We start from the raw sequence: 18,790 nt of genomic DNA, 5'->3' as shown, positions 1-18,790 counted from the left end.
GGCGGATATGATCAGGCGGCGGCGCCGGATCGCTCGGGGGCGGCCGTTCCGGTGACCGCGGCGAACGGCTGCCTGTTGCGCCACGCCAGCCAGGCGCCGCCGGCCAGCACCACCACATCCACCACCATCCCGGTCACCTCGGGCGGGAACCGGATGGCGTGAACGAGCGCCACCAGCACCATGGTCGCGCCGAGCGCCAGCCTGAGCGCCCGGGCCGCCGCCATCGCCGGAACGCCCGAGATGCCCGCGGCGACCAGCAGCACGATCGTCGCGGCCACCCACGCCCACACCAGCACCGCGCCGCCGCCCGCCAGCGCAAGCAGCGCGACGAGCGCAACGATGAGCGGCTGCCCCCAGGCCACCGCCGTCCACAGACGCTCCCATTGCGGGACGGCACGGCCCTTGTCGCGCCGCCGCGCCAGCCAGACGGTGACGCCGCTGGAGGTGACCACGCACAGGGCGAGCCCGAGCAGCCCATAGGCGATCCGCACCGGCACCCCGCCGAACCAACCGAAATGGAGCTGGCCGACGCCGCCGAGGATGCGGGTGCCGACCGACAGGTCGCGCGGATGATCGTCCTTCACCACACGGCCGGCGGCGTCGAACACCGTCGTGTCCTGGGCCACCAGCAGGCGCTCGCGCTCCGAGGAGACGGTAAAGCGCGCGTCCGCCCTACCGGCACGTTCGATGGTGAGCAGGTGCGGCACCGCACCGGGCGCGCGACGGCGCGCTTCCGCCAGCACCGCGCCGATCGGCGGCAGCGGAGCCGCCGCCGCGTTCACCGGCGGCGGTGGGGTGAGGAACAGGTTGTACACGCGCGCGGTGTCGCCGCGGTAGAGCAGCAGCGCGAGAACGCCGACGATGATCGTGCTGAGCCCGAGCAGCGCGCCGGTGAGTGCGATGGTGACGTGGAAGGGAAGCGCCCAGATGCCGAGGCGGTTGTGGAGATCCGCCTCCTGTAGACGCCGCGAGCCGCCGAGGCGCAGGTGGAAGGCGTCCTTGAACACGCGCGGATGGGCGAGCAGGCCCGACACCAGCGACGACAGCAGCGCCACGCCGGCGAGCCCGACGATGAACTCCCCCCAGGTGCGCGGCAGGTGCAGCGCGATGTGGAGGTCCATGACAAAGGCGGCAAACGGAGCGAGATGCTCCACCAGCGTGCCGTCGGTCGCGATCGACCATTCGCGCTCGAAACTGGGCGTGTAGGCGACGATGCCGGCGCCCGGCTCATCGGGCTTCGGAATCGAGACGAACAGCATGGCGTCCGCAGGAGCGGTCTCGCGTGCGCCCTGTACGGCGCGGTCCAGCGCGACATCGTCCAGTCGCTCGATTCGGGGTGCGGTGGGCTGCTCCCAGCGCTCGAGATCGTGGACGAAGACCGCAAGCGTGCCGCTGAGGCAGACTAGGTAGATGATCGCGGCGAAGGCGAGGCCGAGCAGGCCGTGGCCGCTCAGCACCGCGCGCACGATGGCGGGCGACAGCGGCCAGCCGCGCGGCCGCTCCGACTTGGCCGCGCTCATGCCACGCCCCGCATCGCGGCGAGTCCGAAGCCGAGCACGGTCGTGCCGGCCAGCACCGCCAGCGCGCGCAGCAGCCGTTGGTCGGCGAGCGTCCAGGTCATCGCCAGCGCCCAGACGATCGGCATCAGCAGCCCGCCAACCACGATGCGGGTGCGCGGGTCGCCGGGCACCCAGGCGGCATAGCAGAAGGCGATGCCCATCGCCGCGGTCATGCCCAGCGGTCCGGCGAGCAGCGCCTTGAGCCAGCCGCGCCACGCCACCGACGGACCCTCCAGCGGTTCGGGGGCGAGCGTGTCGCGGGCGACCCGAACCGCGCGACGGACGCGGCCCTGCGCGACAACGCAGAGGGCAGCGAGGCCGATCATCACGATGGCGAGCGCGGTGCCCTTGACCGGCCCGAGCAGCCAGGCGGCGGCGAGGATCGCGGCGAGCATCAACGCCCAGCCCGCCAGGATCAGCCACACTCGTTCATTGCGGCGATCTGCCCAGGCGCGGCGCAGCAGCACCGCGCCGCCCGCACCGCCGGCAAGGCCCAGCGCGGTCGCCGCCAGCATCACAGATGCGCCTCCAGCCCGATGCCGAAGGTCTGCGGCTCGCCCAGGATCGCGCGATTGCCGCCGGTGAAGGTGTATTGGCTGTAATCCGCGTCGAGCAGGTTGCGCGCGAAGGCGAACAGGGTGATTCCGCGATAATCGTAGCCGAGACGGCCGTTGACGACGGTGCGGCCGGGCAGGCGACTCTGTTCCTGCGGCACGCCCACGTCGGTGAACACCGGCCCGCGATAGTTGGCGTTGAGGTTGGCGGTGATGCCGCCGACGCGCGCGTTCACCCCGCCCGCCAGCGTCCAGTGCGCGGCATAGGGGAATTCGGAGCCGGCGAGGTCCACCGTGCTGGTCGATCCGGTCGGCAGGTTGAACTCGTCGAACCTGGTGCGGACGTGGCCGACCGAGACATAGCCGTCGAGCGCGCGGCTGAAACGGGCCTGCCCCTCCACCTCGAAGCCGTAGAGGTGCGACTTGCCGGCATTGACGGTGTTATAGTCGTACTCGTTCAAGCCGAAGAAGGCGTTGGTCTGCTGGTCCTTCCAGTCGACGTAGAAGACATTGGCGTTGATCGTCAGCCGCCCGTCCAGCCAGCGTGAGCGCAGCGAGCCTTCGTAGTTCCAGCTGTATTCGGGATCATAGGGCACGAGCAGCGCGCGCGCCGGGTTCTGGCTCGATCCGCCCGAACGATAGGCGCGCTGGACGGTGAAGGCGGTGGATACGTCCGGCGTCCAGTCCATGCTGATCCCGCCCTTGGGCAGGAAGGCATCGAAGGTGCGCGAATTCGCGGCGCGGGCGGAGGAGGCGCTGTTCACCAACCCGAGCACGCCGGCGTTGATCGCGGTGATCGCCTGAAACAGCGGAGTACCGGGCGCGCCGAACGCGGCCGGGCTCGGCAGCGTGCCGTTGAACGTCGCCACCGTCTCCGCGCCATAGGTGTTCTCCTCGTGATCGTAGCGGAAGCCGGCGATCAGCGAGAGACGGTCGGTAAGGCGGACGCGCGCGTCGCCGAACAGCGCCGCAGTCTGCACCCGCTGGTTCTGATCCCCCACATAGGTCACCGGGATGTCCGGCAAGGCCTGCGCATAGAGGCCGGCGATCTGCTGCGCCGCCGCCGCGGGAAAGCCGCCGCCCTGGAGCAAGGCGGTGATCGTGGCGGTGGGCGTGCGGATGTTGAGCCGGTTGTCGGCATCGAGCCCACCGGTGCGGCGATAGGCCCAGGCGCCGAGCACGCCGCTGAACCGCTCGCCATCGTAATTGAGGCGCAGTTCCTCGGTCCAGGTGCGGAAGCGGTTGAGGTTGTCGACAGTCTGGAGATCCTCGGCGGTGCCGTCGGTGTCGATCACCGCATGGCTCGACACGCGGCTGAACGAGGTGACGCTGGACAGGCGTAGCTGCGGCGTGATCTCGTAACCGGCGTTGAGGACGGCGATGTCGCTCTGGATATGGCCGCGGCTGGGCTGGTCGCCGGTGCTGATCCGGTTGTCGTAGAAGTCCGGCACGTCGGTGCGGGCATATTCGTAGAGATAGCCGCCGTCGCGGCGAACGCGGTTGTAGCTTGCCTGCACCTCCAGGCCGGGTAGCGCCGAGGGCGTCCACTTGAGCTTGCCGCGCAGGTTGAGCGTGCGCAGGCTGTCGTCATAGCCGCCACGGGTGACGTTGCGGATGAGCCCGCGATCAGCGCGGCGCTCGGCGGACAGGCGCAGGCCGAGCTCGCCCGGGATCAGCGGGCCGCCGGCCGCGGCGGAGAAGGTGCGGTCGTCATAGCCGGTCCACAGTACGCGGCCGTCGGCGCTGTATTCGGTGGCGGAGGCGTCGCGGGTGGTGATCACCACCGCGCCGGCGAGCGCGTTGAGGCCCTGGATGGTCGATTGCGGCCCGCGCAGGATCTCGACTTGGCCGACGTCCCAAAGATCGGTCGGGCCTCCGAACAGCGCCTCGCGCGGGATCGGTGCGCCGTCGATATAGACGGTGGCGGTATCGGCATTGCCGCCGGCGCCCACCCCCTGGTTGTTGATGCCACGGATGGTGAATCCGGCGGCGCCATAGGTTTCCGAGACATTGGCGGTGCGGTTGTAGACGTCCTGGATGGTCAGGATGTTCTCCTGCCGGAGCCGCTCGGGCATGGTGACCGCGACGCTGGTGGTGGTCTCCTGAAGGCTGCGATTGCTCTTCTCGCCGGTGACGATGATGTCGTCGGTACCGAGGTCAGCCGACGGATCTGCCTCCTGCGCCACCGCCGGCACCGCCCACGCGAACACCGCGCCGACCAAGAGCATGTGAATAGTTCGCATTAGCTTCCCGTTTGCGCCGTTACTGACGCCGGGGCGGTTGCGAGTCAATCGCAGTTAGGCGGGTTGGCGCCTTGCGCGGCGATCCCGCGCGAGAGCATCGATGCGATCGTGGCGGCGATCTCCTCCGGTGCCGTATCGGCCTGCCACACGCTGTAGCGCAGCCCCAAAAAGACGTTCATGCCCATGATCGCCCAGGCATGCACCTCGCCCACCTCTGGTCGCAGTTCGCCCCGATCCGCTGCAGCGCGAAGGCGCCGGGTGATGCGATCCGCCGTGGTGGCGTAGTGCATGCGGAAGGTCTCAGGATCGACGAACTCGGCCTCGTCGATGATCCGGTAGATTTCCTTGTGCGTGCGCGCGAAGCCGATGAACGCCGCCAAGGCGGCCTGTTCGGCGGCGATCTGGCCGCCCCGCGCCTCTCGGAGCGCCGGGGCGACATGATCGCGAACCTGGTCGCTCATGTCGCGCACCAGCGCCCGGAACACGTCATCCTTCGAATCGAAATAGGTGTAGAAGCTGCCCAGCGCGACGCCCGCCCGGCGCGTGATCCCGCTGATCGAACTGTCGTGAAAGCCCTGTTCGGCAAACTCCACCGCCGCTGCGTCGAGGATGGCGCGCAGCGTCCGGCGCCCGCGCGCGGTGCGTGGCGCCTTGCCCGCGCTCGCCGGATCGTCACCCGCAGGCGGAACAGGCGTTGCATTCGCGCCACGTCCGTCGCCCATCCGCTCTCCCCTTTTCCACTGCCAAGTTGAAACCTGGTTCAGGTTTCAGTATAGCCCCGGCCGATTGCTTACAACCCGCAGCAAGACGGGTTGCCACAGGAGAGGACGGAACAAAGATGTCATGCCACGGCCACACCGCTCGCGCCGCACTGCTCCTCGGGGCAGCTGTCCTCGGCCTCGCCGCCGCGCCCGCCACCGCCCAGTCGCCGCAGGCCGCCGATCCCGAAGTCGGGGCGCCCGAACTGACTCAGGAGGTGAACGAGGGCGCCGATGTCGTCGTGGTCGCCCGCCGGCGGGAGGAGCGGCTGATCGACGTGCCGGTGGCGGTCACCGCCATTTCCGCCGAGACGCTGGGCAAGATCCAGGCGACCGACCTCAGCGGCATCCAGGGCACCGTGCCCAACGTGAACCTGGTACAGGGCCGCGGCTCGACCAGCAACGCCAACATCTTCATCCGCGGCATCGGCCAGCCCGATGCGCTCCAGACCTTCGACCCCGCGGTCGGCATCTATGTCGACGGCGTCTACATGAGCCGCATCCAGGGCGCGCTGTTCAACCTGTTCGATGTCCAGCGCGTCGAGGTGCTGCGCGGGCCGCAGGGGACGCTGTACGGCAAGAACACCGTCGGCGGCGCGGTCAATGTGGTGACGCGCAAGCCGGACACCAACAATTTTGCCGCCGCCGGCTCGGTCACCTATGGCAGCTACGACCAGTGGCTGGTCAACGGCTATGTCTCCGCACCGCTGGTGACCGACACGCTCGCGCTGTCGGTCGCGGGCGTCTACGACAGGCGGGACGGCGTGGTGATCGACCCGCTCACCGGCCGCGACTATAACGATCGCAACAGCTGGGCGGTGCGCGGCATCCTGCGCGCGACGCCGAGCGACCGGGTCGAGCTGATCCTCTCGGGCGATTACTACAAGCAGCGCAACGCCGCCGCCCTCGGCCAGGCGACCGCGCCGCTGACCGGGTTGCTCGGCTTCCCCGTGCTGAGCCCCGCCTATCCCTATGGCCGCGAGTGGAACTACCGCGCCTCGACCAGCCTCGGGCCCGGTCAGGGCCAGCGCGTCGATCACTGGGGTGTCTCGTTCACCGCCAATGTCGAGCTGACCGATGCGATATCGATCAGCTCGATCACCGGCTATCGCAAGCTCAGCCCCGACTATTACCTCGACTTCGACGCTACGCAGTTGGAGGTTGCCGATGCGTTCGTCGGCGTGCGGCAGAACCAGTTCAGCCAGGAGCTTCAGCTGAAATATGATTCCGGCCCGCTCAACGGCGTGGTCGGGCTCTATTACCTCAACGAGGACGTCACCTCGCACCAGGAATCCTATGACGATTATCTCGTCTTCCTGACGCCGGCGGGCCCGCCTTTGCCCTTCACCCGCTTCATCGACGACGAGCAGAACACGAGGAGCTACGCCGCCTTCGGCCAGCTGACCTACGACTTCACTAACCGGCTCTCACTGACGGGCGGCCTGCGCTATTCGAAGGAGCGCAAGCGCTATCACCGCACCACCTACACGGTGACGGCGGGCGCGATCGGCGGGCAGTACGAGTTCCCGAACAGCCTGCCCGCGCCGTTCAACGGCGTCGATAGCGTCGATTTCGATGCGTGGACGCCGACGGTGAACCTGGCGTTCAAGCCGACGCCGCAGACCCTGCTCTACGCCTCGGCCTCGCGTGGCTTCAAGTCGGGCGGATTCAACGGCCGCGTCAACGGCGTCGGCGACGTGACTCAGGTAATCGACGGCGTGCCGACGATCGTGCCGTTCTTCGACCCCGAGACGGTGTGGACCTATGAGACCGGCGCCAAGGGCAGCTTCCTGAACGGCCGCGTCGTCCTGTCGGGAGACGTGTTCTATTCGACCTACAAGGACTTCCAGGCGCGGGTCGGCGGCGGGTCCGCCGGCGCCTTTCCGGTGGTCAATGCGGGCGAGCTGCGCATCTGGGGCATCGAGCTGGAAGCCACGGTGAAGCCCGTGCGCGAATGGACGATCCGCTCCAGCTTCGGCTACCTCGACGCCGAGTATAAGGAGTTCAACGATGGGCGGCGTGCGCCCGCCTATTCGTGCAACCCCACCGGCCGGCAGATCGTCTGCGAGCCGCCGTTCGCGCCGCCGATCAGCTGGTCGCTCGCCAGCGATTATGCCATTTCGCTGGGCAACGCCGGTGCGCTGACGCTCGGCGGCGACGCGCGCTTCGTCGACAAGCACTTCCTGTCGATCGACAACCGCCCCGGCCTGGTCGAGCCGGGCTACCTGCTGGTCAACGCCTTCGTCCAATATGACGCGCCGGGCGGCCGCTATTACCTGCGCGGCGGGGTCAAGAACCTGACCAAGGAGATCTACCGCACCGACGGGCAGGAATTCTCCTCGATCGGCAACATCCAGACCGCCTATTTCGGCGACCCGCGCACCTGGAGCGTCACCGCTGGCTTCCGCTTCTAAGGGACCTTGACCCACCCTCCCGGGGGCGGGTCAGGCACGCCATGATGCTCACCGCTCCCGCCTCGCCCCGCCGCAGCCTCGTGCTCGCGATGCTGCTGCTGGTCTATACGTTCAACTTCCTCGACCGTCAGATCCTCAGCATCCTCGCCCAGCCGGTAAAGGCCGACCTGGGCCTTTCCGACACGCAGCTCGGCCTGCTCGGCGGGCTCGCCTTCGCCGCGCTCTATTCGACGCTGGCGATCCCGCTGGCGCTGATCGCCGATCGCACCAGCCGCAGCTGGGTGATCACCGTCTCGCTGGGCGTGTGGAGCGCGTTCACCGCTTTGTGCGGGGCGGCGCAGAGCTTCACCCAGCTGTTCCTGTTCCGCCTGGGCGTCGGCGTCGGCGAGGCGGGCGGCGTCGCGCCCTCCTATGCGCTGATCGGCGACTACTATCCGCCCGAGCAGCGCGCACGCGCGCTATCGATCTATTCGCTAGGCATCCCGCTCGGCGCCGCGGGCGGCGCCCTGCTCGGCGGCTATATCGCCCAGACGGTGGAATGGCGCACCGCCTTCATCGTCGTCGGCCTGCTCGGCCTCGGCATCGCGCCGATGTTTAAGCTGCTCGTCCGCGATCCGCCGCGTGCGGTGGCGCCGGCCGATCAGGTGCCGGTGAGCCGCGTGTTCGCGATCCTCGCCGCCAAGGCTAGCTTCTGGCTGATGGCATTCGGCGCGGCGGCGGGGTCGATGTGCGGCTATGGCGTCGCCTTCTGGCTGCCCAGCCTGATGATGCGCAGCTTCGGGCTCGACCTTGTCGGCGTCGGCCAGTTCTTCGGTGCGCTGCTGCTCACCGGCGGTGTCGCCGGGGTGCTGCTCGGCGGTGCGCTGGGCGACCGGCTGGGCCGGCGCGACCGGCGTTGGTATGCCTTGGCGCCGGCGATCTGCTATGTCGCCGGCACGCCTTTATTCATCGCCGGCGTGCTGTCCGGCAGCTGGCAGGCGGCGTTCGCGCTGTTCCTGCTGCCGCAAGCGTTGGTCTATGTCTGGCTGGGGCCGGTGCTCACCGCCATCCAGCATCTCGTCCCCGCGCACATGCGCGCCACCGCCTCGGCCAGCTTCCTGCTCATCAACAATCTGCTGGGCCTCGGCTTCGGCTCGCTGGTGATCGGCCGCCTGTCGGACGGCCTGACTCCCAGCTACGGCGCGGAGGCGCTGCGCTACGCGGTCGCCGTCGGCCTGTGCCTGTATCTCATCGCCGGCGCGCTGATGGCGCTCGCCAGCCGTCGCCTGCACCGAGACTGGGTCGACTGACCGGAACGGACCCGATGCAACTCTCTGCGCGGCAGCCCCGTTCGTCCGTCACATCCGCGAGCCCGGATGATTGCGGCCCCGGATGCAGCGCGATACCGCTGGCCAGACCGCCGCGGCAAGAAAAACGGAGAGGACAATGATGGGCTCGTACGAGAAACAGAAGAAGATGCACTACGACATCATGAATGTCGGGCTGCGCGCACAAGCGACCGCGGTCGGCTTCGTGCAGTTGTGCGTCGAACTGCGCCATGCCGAGGTGCTGAGCGAGCCGGCGCTGGAGCGGATCAAGGACGCGATCGCCGACGAGCTTTCGGTCGCGCCGCCGCGGCGGATCGCGCTGCGCGACCACCGCAGCGAGATCAAGGCGCGGCTGGACCGGCTGTTCCGGGGTGAGCAGAAAATCGGCTCGGCGGACGAGCTTTCGTTCGGGGACACCGAGGAGTGCTGCCCGCCCGATCACACTTGATCGCGGGTTGCCGACCAGGCGGGACGCGGCCGATCAGAGCGCCTGCCCGGCCGCCCATCCGCTCGACCACGCCCATTGGAAATTGTAGCCGCCGAGCCAGCCGGTGACGTCCACCGCCTCGCCGATCGCGTACAGGCCGGGGACGCGGCGTGCCTCCAGCGATCGCGAGGACAGTTCGGCGGTGCTGATTCCGCCCACGGTCACCTCCGCCTTGGCGAATCCTTCGCTGCCGTTGGGCGTGAACGTCCACGCCGCCAGCCTTCGCTCCGCCTCCACCAACTTCGCGTCTGGAAGGTTGGCGAGCTCGCCGGGCAGCGCCAGCCGCTCGCCCAGCGTGGTGGCGAGGCGATCGGGCAAGGCGCCCGCCAGCAGGCGCGGCAGCGTGGCGCGCGGGGTGGCGCGCTTGGCCTGGGTCAGCCAGCCGGCGGCGCGATCGGGCAGGAAGTCGATCGCGATCGCCTCGCCCGTCCGCCAGTAGGAGGAGATCTGGAGGATGGCGGGGCCGGACAGCCCGCGATGGGTGAACAATGCCGCCTCGCGAAACGCCACCTTGCCTTGGCGCGCGACCACCGGAGCGGCGACGCCCGAAAGGGTGCGGAACAGCGCGTCCTCGCCCGACAGGGTCAGCGGCACCAAGGCCGGGCGCGGCTCGACCACCTTGAGGCTGAAGCGGCGGGCGAGATCATAGGCGATGCCGCTGCCACCGATCTTGGGGATCGAGGGACCGCCGGTGGCGATCACCAGAGCGGGAGCCTCAGCGGTGCGGCTGCCCAGCCGCACCCGGAAGAGGCCGTCGGCGTGCGACACCTCGCCGATCGCCTGCCCCAGCGCTAGCTCAACGGTATCCGGGCATTCCGCGAGCAGCAGGTCGACGATCTGGCGGGCCGAGCCGTCGCAGAACAGCTGACCCAGCGTCTTCTCGTGCCAGGCGATGCCGTAGCGCTCGACCAGCGCCAGGAAGTCGGCGGCGGTGTAGCGGGCGAGCGCCGAGCGCGCGAAATGCGGATTGGCGGAGAGGAACCGGTCGGGCGCGGTGCCGATGTTGGTGAAGTTGCACCGGCCGCCGCCCGAGATCAGGATCTTGGCGCCCGGGCGGTCCTGATGGTCGACCACCAGCACGCGCCGGCCGCGCTGCCCCGCAACGCCCGCGCACATCAGCCCGGCCGCGCCCGCGCCGAGCACGATCGCGTCGTATCGCGCGGCTGCCACGCGCGTCAGTGCAGCTTGGCGATCGACAGGCCGTCCGCCTTGGCGCGGTCCTTCACCGATTCCTCGCTACGAGTCAGCGCCTTGGCGATCGCGCGCAGCGCCATGCCCTTTTTGGCGAGCTGGTGCAGCTTCTGCACCTCATCGGGGCGCCAGGGCTGGCGGTGGCGTTCGAACTTCTCAGCCATGTCTTTGCTCCTTGCCGGTCAGCGCCAGCGAGACCGCTTCCGCCACCTTGATGCCGTCGATCGCGGCGGAAAGGATGCCGCCGGCATAGCCCGCCCCCTCGCCCGCCGGGTAGAGGCCGGCGACGTTGAGGCTCTGGAAATCGCGACCGCGGGTGATCCGCACCGGTGAGGAGGTGCGCGTCTCCACCCCGGTCATCACCGCATCGGGATCGTCGTAGCGCGCGATCTGGCGGCCGAACACCGGCAGCGCCTCGCGGATCGCATCGAGCACGAACGGCGGCAGGCATTCGGCAAGATCGGTCGGCCGCACGCCCGGCTTGTAGGAGGGCGTGACCTCGCCGAAGGCGGTGGAGGCGCGGCCGGCGAGGAGATCGCCGACACGCTGGCCGGGGGCGACATAGTCCGATCCGCCCGCAACGAACGCCTGCGACTCCAGATCGCGCTGGAGCGCGATGCCGGCGAGCGGATGACCGGGATAGTCGCGCGCCGGATCGATGCCGACGACCAGCCCGGAATTGGCGTTGAACTCGGCGCGCGAATATTGGCTCATGCCGTTGGTGACGACGCGGCCGGGCTCCGACGTTGCCGCCACCACGCGCCCCCCCGGGCACATGCAGAAGCTGTAGACGTTGCGCCCGCCCGCGCAGTGATGCGACAGCGTGTAGGCGGCGGCGCCCAGGTCCGGGTGGCCGGCGCAGGGGCCGAAGCGGGCGCGGTCGATCCAGCTTTGCGGATGCTCGATCCGGACACCGATCGAGAAGGGCTTGGCCTCCATGTGGATGCCGCGATCGTGGAGCGTGGCGAAGGTGTCGCGCGCGCTGTGGCCGATCGCCATCACCACCGTGTCGGCCGCCAGCATGCCGCCGTCTTGGAGGTAGAGCCCGACCAGCCGGCGCGAGCCGTCTGCCGCGGTCTCGATCTCGAAATCGGTGACGCGGGTGCCGAACCGGTATTCGCCGCCAAGGTCCTCGATCGAACGGCGCATGTGCTCCACCATCGAGACGAGGCGGAAGGTGCCGATGTGCGGATGCGCCTCGGTCAGGATCTCCTCCGGCGCACCGGCGGCGACGAACTCCTCCAGCACCTTACGGCCCAGATGGCGCGGATCCTTGATCTGGCTCCAGAGCTTGCCGTCGGAGAAGGTGCCTGCGCCGCCCTCGCCGAACTGGACGTTCGATTCGGGCTCCAGCACACCGCGGCGCCACAGGCCCCAGGTATCCTTCGTCCGTTCGCGCACCACCTTGCCGCGGTCCAGAATAATGGGTCGAAAGCCCGCCTGCGCCAGGATCAGCCCCGCGAACAGGCCGCACGGCCCCGCCCCGATCACCACCGGGCGCCGTTCGGCGGGGCCGGTGGCGGCAAAGCGGTAGCGTGTGTCGGGCGCTGGCCGAACGTGCGGGTCGCCGGCCAGCCGCGCCAGCACCGACGCTTCGTCGCGCAGTTCGACATCGACGCTGTACACCGACAGGATCGCCGACTTGCGCCGCGCATCATGCGCGCGCCGGGCGACATTGTGCGACAGCAATTCGGCCGACTCGATCCCCAGCCGCGCGACCACGGCGGGCGCGATCGCCGCCGGATCATGCCCCAGCGGCAGCTTCAACTCGGAAAGGCGCAGCATGGCGCGCCAGATAGGAGCGCGGGCGCGATATGACCACCGCGGCGGCATCGTTCCTTGCATTTCGGCGCGTCTGCGACCATCTGGCGCGTTCGCATGATCGCTGACACTCTCCCGGCCCTGTTGTCGGACGCCCTTGCCGCGCGGGGCTATGCCGCGCTGACCCCCGTGCAGGACGCCGTCGTTCAGCAGGACGCGCGCGGGCGCGACCTGATCGTCTCCGCGCAGACCGGATCGGGCAAGACCGTCGCCTTCGGCCTGGGCATGGCGCCCGAGCTGCTGGTTGACGGCCAGCTGCCCCTCGCCGCCCAGCCGCTGGCGCTGGTGATCGCGCCGACGCGCGAGCTGGCGCTCCAGGTCAGCCGCGAGCTCGGCTGGCTTTATGCCGGCGCGCGCGCGCGGATCACCACCTGCGTCGGCGGGATGGACGCCGCCAAGGAGCGCCGCTCGCTGGGCCATGGCACGCATATCGTCGTCGGCACGCCCGGCCGCTTGCGCGACCATCTGGAGCGCGGCGCGCTGGACCTTTCCGCCCTGCGCGTCGCGGTGCTCGACGAGGCGGACGAGATGCTCGACATGGGCTTTCGCGAGGATCTGGAGGAGATCCTCGACGCGACCCCGACCGAGCGGCGGACTTTGCTGTTCTCCGCCACCATGCCGCGCCCGATCGTGGCGCTGGCCAAGCGCTACCAGCGCGACGCCCTGCGCATCTCCACGGTCAGCGAGGACCGCGGCCATGGCGACATCACCTATCAGGCGGTGTCGGTCTCCCCGGCGGACATCGAGCATGCGGTGATCAACCTGCTGCGCTGGCACGAGGCGGAGACCGCCATGCTGTTCTGCGCGACGCGCGATAATGTGCGCCGGCTGCACGCCAGCCTGGTGGAGCGGGGCTTCGCGGCGGTGGCACTGTCGGGCGAGCACAGCCAGAACGAGCGCAACGCCGCGCTGCAGGCGCTGCGCGACGGGCGTGCGCGGGTGTGCGTGGCGACCGACGTGGCGGCGCGCGGCATCGACCTGCCGACGCTGAGCCTGGTCGTGCATGTCGAGCTGCCGCGCGATGCCGAAACACTCCAGCATCGCTCGGGTCGGACAGGGCGCGCGGGCAACAAGGGCACCGCGGTGCTGATCGTGCCCTATCCGCGCCGGCGGGCGGTAGAGTCGGTGCTGCGCGGCGCCAAGATCGCGGCCGAGTGGATCGACGCGCCGACGCCCGAGCAGGTGCGTGCGCGCGATCGCGAGCGGCTGCTCACGGTGCTGACCGCACCGGTCGAGGCGGAGGAGGACGATCTGGCGCTGGGCCGCGAGCTGCTGGCGCAGAAGAGCGCGGAGGAGATCGCCGCGGCGCTGGTCCGCGCGCACCGCGCCGCTTTGCCCGCGCCCGAGGAACTGATCGAGGCGACGCCCGAGGCGCGCCGCGCGGCGCAGCAGGAGCGGCATCGCCCCGGCTTCGACGACACCGTGTGGTTCCGCATGAACGTCGGCCGCCGCCATCGCGCCGATCCGCGCTGGATCCTGCCGCTGCTCTGCCGCCGCGGTCACATCACCAAGAGCGAGGTGGGCGCGATCCGCATCGGTGCGGGCGAGACCCTGTTCCAGGTGCCCCGCGCGATCGCCGCGAAGTTCGAGGCGGCGGTGGCGCGCAGCGCGCAGCCGAACGACCCGGACGATGTGCTGATCGCCCGCGCGCCGGTTGCTCCCGGCGGATCGGGTGGCGGTCGCCCGCCGCGCGGCGATGGCCCGCCACCGCGCCGGCCGGGCGGGAAAGTGCCCCGGCGGTGAGCCTGCGCGTCCTGGTCGACGCGGACGCCTGCCCGGTGAAGGAGGAGATCTACCGGGTCGCGCTGCGCCACCAGGTGCCGGTGACGATCGTCAGCAACGCGCGGCTGCGGGTAGTGGAGCATCCGCTGGTCAGCCGCGTGGTGGTGAGCGACGGCTTCGACGCCGCGGACGACTGGATCGCCGAGCAAACGGGCGCGGGCGCGGGCGCGGTGGTGATCACCGCCGACATCCTGCTGGCGGACCGCTGCCTCAAGGCGGGCGGCACCGTGCTGGCGCCCACCGGCCGGCCGTTCACCACCAGCTCGATCGGCGCGACGATCGCCACCCGCGCGATCATGGCGGACCTGCGCGCCGGCGGCGACCAGCTCGGCGGTCCCGCCCCGTTCGCCAAGGCGGACCGCTCGCGTTTTCTCCAGGCGCTTGACGAGGCGCTGGTGCAGCTCAAGCGGACGGTGCGCTAGCGGCGAGCGGCGGTGCTCATCGAGAAGGGGCGCGCGGCGGGCGACGTGCCCCAGGCCTTGTTCGGCGCTGCCCGCATGGTGAAGCGCAGTTCGCCGCCGACCATGATCTCGTCGTGGCGCAGGAAGACGCGATCAATCGCGCGGCCGTTCAGCGTCACCTGCCCGACATAGCGGTTCGCCGCCGACAGTCCCCCCGCCACCATTGTTAGCCTCTTGCCGTTTGGCAGCGTCAGCACCGCGCGCTCCACGAACGGGCGGCCGATGACATATTCGTTCGATCCGGGGGCAACCGGGTAGAAGCCCAGCGCGGTGAACACGAGCCAAGCGGACATCTGCCCCAGGTCGTCGTTGCCCGACAGCCCGTCCGGCGTCGCCTTGTACTGGCTCGCCACGATTTGGGCGAGCCGCTCCTGCGTGCGCCACGGCTGGCCGGCGAAGGCGTAGAGATAGGCGACGTGGTGGCTCGGCTCGTTGCCGTGGATGTATTGGCCGATCAGGCCGGCGATATCCTCGGCATGGCTGTAGTCGATAGATGACATGTCATAGTCGAACATCCGGTCCAGCTTCGCCACCGCCGCCGCGTCGCCGCCGAGCAGCCGGAACAGCCCGGCCTGGTCCTGCGGCACGAACCAGGAATATTGCCAAGCGTTGCCCTCGGTATAGTCGCTGCCGTAGTTGATCGCGGTGGGATCGAACGGCACGCGGAAGCTGCCGTCGGCCTTGCGGGCGCGTAGGAAGCCGGTCTTCGCGTCGAAGCTGTTGCGCCAATTGCCCGCGCGCCGGCCGAACTCGGCGGCGAGGTCCGCCCGGCCGACCGCCTGCGCCATCCGCGCGATCGTCCAGTCGTCATAAGCATATTCAACCGTCTTTGACGCCGCCTCGGCCTCGCGGTCGATCGGGACGAAGCCGAGCTTCATGTAATCGGCGAGGCCGCCATAGGGGCCGTAGCGCGCGCTCTGCGCCATCGCGTCGAGCGCCGCCGCGGCATCGAAGCCGCGCACGCCCTTGAGATAGGCGTCAGCGATCACCGGCACGGCGTGATAGCCGATCATCGTCCAGGTTTCGCGACCGTGGAACTGCCACACCGGCAGGATGCCGAACGGGCTCGCCTGCTGGCTGGCGAGCAAGGAGCGGACGAAATCGCGGTTGCGCGCCTCGGGCTGGGTAAGCAGCAGCAAGGGGTGCTGGGCGCGGAACGTGTCCCACAGCGAGAAGGTGGAGTGGAAGGTGAAGCCCTCCGCGCGGTGCACCTGATCGTCCGGCCCGCGATAGCGCCCGTCCGCGTCCGAGAAGACGCTGGGGGCGATCAGCGTGTGATAGAGCGCGGTCATCACCATACGCTGCATCGGGGCCGGCGCCTCGACCCGTAGCACGCCCAGTGCCTGCTCCCAGGCGGCGCGGGTCTGCGCGGCGACTGCGTCGAAGCCGCCCGCCTCGCTGTCGAGGTTGGCGATCGCGGCATCCTCGTCGACGCTGGAGAGGGCGACCTTTACCTCCAGCGGCGCGGCGAGCCTGCCGAAGTCCAGCCGCGCCACCAGCGCACGGCCCTGGAGCTGGTCAACATCTTCGCGGCCCCGCCCTGGCCCCTGGAACCCCTTGTAGGCGATCTCCCCCTCGCGGTTGAAGAAGCCGTGCGCCTTCACCGGTGCGCTGAACCGCATCGCGAAGAACAGCTTGCGCGCGGGCGCCCAGCCGCGCGTCTCGCGCATGCCGGTCAGCGTGCCATCGGCGCGGACGCGCACCGTGGACCACAGGATCTTGCCCGGATAATCGTAGAGCGAGCTGCGCAGGTCGAGCAGCAGATGCGCCGCCGTCCCGGGCGCAAAGGTGTAGCGGTGCACGCCGACCCGCGTGCCGGCGGTGAGCTCGGCGCGGATACCGGTGCCGAGGTGGACCGAATAGTAACCTGGTCGCGCCACCTCCCCTGCATGGCTGAACTGCGCGCGATAGCCGGAACCCGGCTTGGCCGGGTCACCCGGCTCCAGCGGCACGGCATCTCCCGCAAGGGGCATCAGCAGGAAATCGCCGAGATCAGAGTGGCCCGCGCCCGAGAAATGGGTCTGCGAGAAGCCCTGGATGGTCGGATCGTCGTACCGGTAGCCGGCGGCGTGGCCGTAGCATTCGCGAATCCGGCAGCGCGTGTCGGTATCGGGGCTCAACTGCACCATCCCGAACGGCGCCACCGCTCCAGGAAAGGTGTGCCCCTCTCCACCCGTGCCGATGAACGGATCAACCGTCTCGACCGCGGTCTGGGCATGAGCGGGAACAGCGGCGAGCAGCAGGGCGCAGGCGGGGCGGAACATCGCAGCGTTAGAGCACGCGCGCGGGCCCCATCCAAGCGTCGCCGCGGTCGCCCAAGCCCGAGGGGGATTGGCGAACGACCGGTTCGACCTGTAGGCGATGAAGCCGTGAGGATCGCGATCATCGATACCAGCACGACGCGCGCTGCGATCATCTCCGAAGGATTGCGCGATGCCGGGCTTACTGATCTGGTGGTGATCGATCCGGCAGGGCCGCTGGTCGCACAAGTCGAGAGGTGCGCGCCCGAGGTGGTATTGATCAATCTTGAGAACCCGAGCCGCGACCTGCTGGAGGATTTTTTTGCGATGTCGCGCGCGCTGGCGCGGCCGATCGCGATGTTCGTCGATCAATCGGATGCGCAGTCAACAATGGCAGCGGTCGATGCAGGAGTCTCGGCGTATGTCGTAGACGGGTTGGCGAAACAGCGGATCAAACCGGTGCTCGATCTTGCCGTCCGCCGGTTTCAAGCGTTTTCGCGGCTGCAGACTGAACTGGCCGAGGCAAAGAATGCCCTAGCCGACCGCCAGACGGTCGATCGTGCCAAAGCAATCCTGATGAAACGGCGCGGATTGGACGAGCCAGCCGCTTATGCGCTGCTGCGCGGCCATGCGATGAAGTCGAACCGCCGCATCGCCGAAGTGGCGGAGGCGATCGTGACCAGCGAGGCGCTGATGGGAGATCTGCGATGAGCGCCGAGACCTTCCGCATCGGTTTCGTGCCGCTGGTCGATGCGGCGCTGCCAATCCTGGCGAAGGAGCTGGGTTTTGCCGCGGCGGAAGGTGTCGCGATCGAGCTGGTACGCGACGTCACCTGGGCAACGGTCCGTGATCGACTGCTCTACGGCCATACCGATGCCGCGCATCTCGTCGCCCCGCTGGCGATCGCGACGACCCTGGGGCGGGATCGGCCAGCGGTACCCCTGACCGTGCCGTTCGTCCTGGGGCTGAACGGCAATGCGATCACCTTCTCGACGGCGCTTGGCGAGGCGTGCGCGCTGGGCGACGTCTTGGGCGATCCGGTGGCGATCGGTGCGGCGCTGAAGGCGGTGGCGGCCGAGCGGCGCGCGGCGGGGCGGCCGCTGCGTTTCGGCGTCGTGCATCGATATTCCAGCCATAACTACATGCTGCGCTACTGGCTGGCCGGCGTCGGCATCCGACCGGACGAGGACGTCGCGATCTCCGTGACGAGTCCGCCGTTCGCCGCCGATGCGTTGGCGGCGGGCGAAGTGGACGGCATCTGTGTGGGCGAACCGTGGAACTCGATCGCAGTCGATCGCGGGGTCGGCCGGATTGCGCTCGCCACTGCGCAGATCTGGCGGCGGGGGGTGGAGAAGGTACTGGCGCTGCGGGCCGAGACGGCGGCGGCACGTCCCGAAGCACTGGCGGCACTGATCCGCGCGCTTCACGCGGCCGCCGAGCATTTCGTGCGGCCCGATACGGTGGCGGAAAGCGCAGCTCTGCTCACGCGGCGCGAGTATCTGGACGCTCCGGTGGACGCGATCCTTCGCGCGATCACCGACCGGATCCGGTTGGTGCCGGGCGGCGCGCCGGTTCACTATCCCGATTTCATGTTCCAGCATCGGGAGGCGGCGAACTTCCCGTGGCGCAGCCAGGCGGCGTGGCTGTATGCGCAGATGGTGCGCTGGGACGGCCTGCCCTTTTCCGAGAAGGATGCCGCGACGGCGCAGTCGGTGTTCCGCCCGGACCTGTACCGCGCCGCGCTCGCCGGATCGAATGCGCCGCTCCCCAATGCCAGTTCCAAGCTGGAGGGCGCTTTGCACGAGCCGATCGGTGCGGGATCGACGCAGGGCAGGCTGGTGCTCGGCAGCGATCGCTTCTTCGATGGACGGGCCTTCGATCCGGAAGACATCGCCGGGTATCTCGCCCGGCTGCCATGATGTGCTGCACCTGCGAAAGGGGCTTGTGCCGCGGACGCGAATCAGGCAGCTTGT

At 69.4% G+C, this 18,790-nt stretch carries 15 protein-coding genes; 7 read left to right on the top strand and 8 right to left on the bottom strand.

All coding sequences use genetic code 11. The features are described from left to right. Window positions 1–11 precede the first annotated feature (11 nt). The 4 genes from ACFDTH_RS00570 to ACFDTH_RS00555 are packed head-to-tail and all read right to left on the bottom strand — an operon-like array spanning window position 12 to window position 5,078. Entirely contained in the window at window positions 12–1,520 is a 1,509-nt protein-coding gene (locus ACFDTH_RS00570) for a PepSY-associated TM helix domain-containing protein (protein WP_375285548.1), read from the bottom strand. Beyond that, a complete protein-coding gene (locus ACFDTH_RS00565) occupies window positions 1,517–2,074 on the bottom strand; it encodes a hypothetical protein (RefSeq protein ID WP_375285547.1) in 558 nt (185 codons plus the stop codon). Before ACFDTH_RS00565 ends, ACFDTH_RS00570 begins: the two co-directional genes overlap by 4 nt. Next, window positions 2,074–4,356 carry a TonB-dependent receptor gene (locus ACFDTH_RS00560; RefSeq protein WP_375285546.1) on the bottom strand — a complete coding sequence of 761 codons (2,283 nt, stop codon included), beginning with the start codon at window positions 4,354–4,356 and terminating at the stop codon, window positions 2,074–2,076. The genes ACFDTH_RS00565 and ACFDTH_RS00560 overlap by 1 nt, the downstream gene beginning before the upstream one ends. 44 nt (window positions 4,357–4,400) lie before the next feature. Then, window positions 4,401–5,078 carry a TetR/AcrR family transcriptional regulator gene (locus ACFDTH_RS00555; RefSeq protein WP_375285545.1) on the bottom strand — a complete coding sequence of 226 codons (678 nt, stop codon included), beginning with the start codon at window positions 5,076–5,078 and terminating at the stop codon, window positions 4,401–4,403. Between the two features lie 116 nt (window positions 5,079–5,194). Between ACFDTH_RS00555 and ACFDTH_RS00550 the strand changes: the two genes are divergently transcribed. The 3 genes from ACFDTH_RS00550 to ACFDTH_RS00540 all read left to right on the top strand — a co-directional run bounded on the left by ACFDTH_RS00550 (window position 5,195) and on the right by ACFDTH_RS00540 (window position 9,283). Further along, window positions 5,195–7,528 carry a TonB-dependent receptor gene (locus ACFDTH_RS00550; RefSeq protein WP_375285544.1) on the top strand — a complete coding sequence of 778 codons (2,334 nt, stop codon included), beginning with the start codon at window positions 5,195–5,197 and terminating at the stop codon, window positions 7,526–7,528. Window positions 7,529–7,569: 41 nt separating this feature from the next. Then, window positions 7,570–8,817, top strand: a complete 1,248-nt coding sequence (locus ACFDTH_RS00545; protein ID WP_375285543.1) for a spinster family MFS transporter — start codon at window positions 7,570–7,572, stop codon at window positions 8,815–8,817. Between the two features lie 82 nt (window positions 8,818–8,899). Next, a complete protein-coding gene (locus ACFDTH_RS00540; RefSeq protein WP_375285542.1) occupies window positions 8,900–9,283 on the top strand; it encodes a hypothetical protein in 384 nt (127 codons plus the stop codon). 33 nt (window positions 9,284–9,316) lie between these two features. Here the strand turns inward: ACFDTH_RS00540 and ACFDTH_RS00535 are convergent, their stop codons facing one another. Genes ACFDTH_RS00535 through ACFDTH_RS00525 form a run of 3 tightly spaced genes read right to left on the bottom strand, consistent with a single transcriptional unit; the run spans window position 9,317 to window position 12,298 of the window. Beyond that, window positions 9,317–10,438 carry an NAD(P)/FAD-dependent oxidoreductase gene (locus ACFDTH_RS00535; protein WP_375285617.1) on the bottom strand — a complete coding sequence of 374 codons (1,122 nt, stop codon included), beginning with the start codon at window positions 10,436–10,438 and terminating at the stop codon, window positions 9,317–9,319. A gap of 59 nt (window positions 10,439–10,497) precedes the next feature. Beyond that, on the bottom strand, window positions 10,498–10,677 hold the full coding sequence (locus ACFDTH_RS00530; RefSeq protein ID WP_375285541.1) for a hypothetical protein: 180 nt from the start codon (window positions 10,675–10,677) through the stop codon (window positions 10,498–10,500). Beyond that, the gene (locus ACFDTH_RS00525; protein WP_375285540.1) at window positions 10,670–12,298 is read right to left on the bottom strand and encodes an NAD(P)/FAD-dependent oxidoreductase; all 1,629 of its coding nucleotides are present in this window, start codon (window positions 12,296–12,298) and stop codon (window positions 10,670–10,672) included. Before ACFDTH_RS00525 ends, ACFDTH_RS00530 begins: the two co-directional genes overlap by 8 nt. A gap of 93 nt (window positions 12,299–12,391) precedes the next feature. Between ACFDTH_RS00525 and ACFDTH_RS00520 the strand changes: the two genes are divergently transcribed. Together ACFDTH_RS00520 and ACFDTH_RS00515 are read left to right on the top strand one after the other, a co-directional pair. After that, complete coding sequence (locus ACFDTH_RS00520) at window positions 12,392–14,077, top strand: DEAD/DEAH box helicase (protein ID WP_375285539.1); 1,686 nt, start codon at window positions 12,392–12,394, stop codon at window positions 14,075–14,077. 2 nt (window positions 14,078–14,079) lie between these two features. Next, entirely contained in the window at window positions 14,080–14,538 is a 459-nt protein-coding gene (locus tag ACFDTH_RS00515; RefSeq protein ID WP_375285616.1) for a YaiI/YqxD family protein, read from the top strand. Here ACFDTH_RS00515 and ACFDTH_RS00510 read toward each other — a convergent pair. Beyond that, entirely contained in the window at window positions 14,535–16,841 is a 2,307-nt protein-coding gene (locus ACFDTH_RS00510) for a GH92 family glycosyl hydrolase (RefSeq protein ID WP_375285538.1), read from the bottom strand. The two genes, ACFDTH_RS00515 and ACFDTH_RS00510, sit on opposite strands and share 4 nt — an antisense overlap. 105 nt (window positions 16,842–16,946) lie before the next feature. Here ACFDTH_RS00510 and ACFDTH_RS00505 point away from each other — a divergent pair, with 105 nt between their 5' ends. Both ACFDTH_RS00505 and ACFDTH_RS00500 read left to right on the top strand, forming a co-directional pair. Then, window positions 16,947–17,528: an ANTAR domain-containing response regulator gene (locus ACFDTH_RS00505; protein WP_375285537.1), complete on the top strand. Its 582-nt coding sequence runs from the start codon at window positions 16,947–16,949 to the stop codon at window positions 17,526–17,528. Further along, window positions 17,525–18,736: a CmpA/NrtA family ABC transporter substrate-binding protein gene (locus ACFDTH_RS00500; protein ID WP_375285536.1), complete on the top strand. Its 1,212-nt coding sequence runs from the start codon at window positions 17,525–17,527 to the stop codon at window positions 18,734–18,736. The genes ACFDTH_RS00505 and ACFDTH_RS00500 overlap by 4 nt, the downstream gene beginning before the upstream one ends. Window positions 18,737–18,790 lie beyond the last annotated feature (54 nt).

Origin of the sequence: Sphingomonas sp., assembly GCF_042096255.1 — a bacterium.
In the GTDB taxonomy this organism is placed as follows: Bacteria; Pseudomonadota; Alphaproteobacteria; order Sphingomonadales; family Sphingomonadaceae; genus Sphingomonas.
The sequence above is the reverse complement of the archived record's forward strand: the minus strand, read 5'-3'. Positions and strand labels throughout refer to the sequence as shown.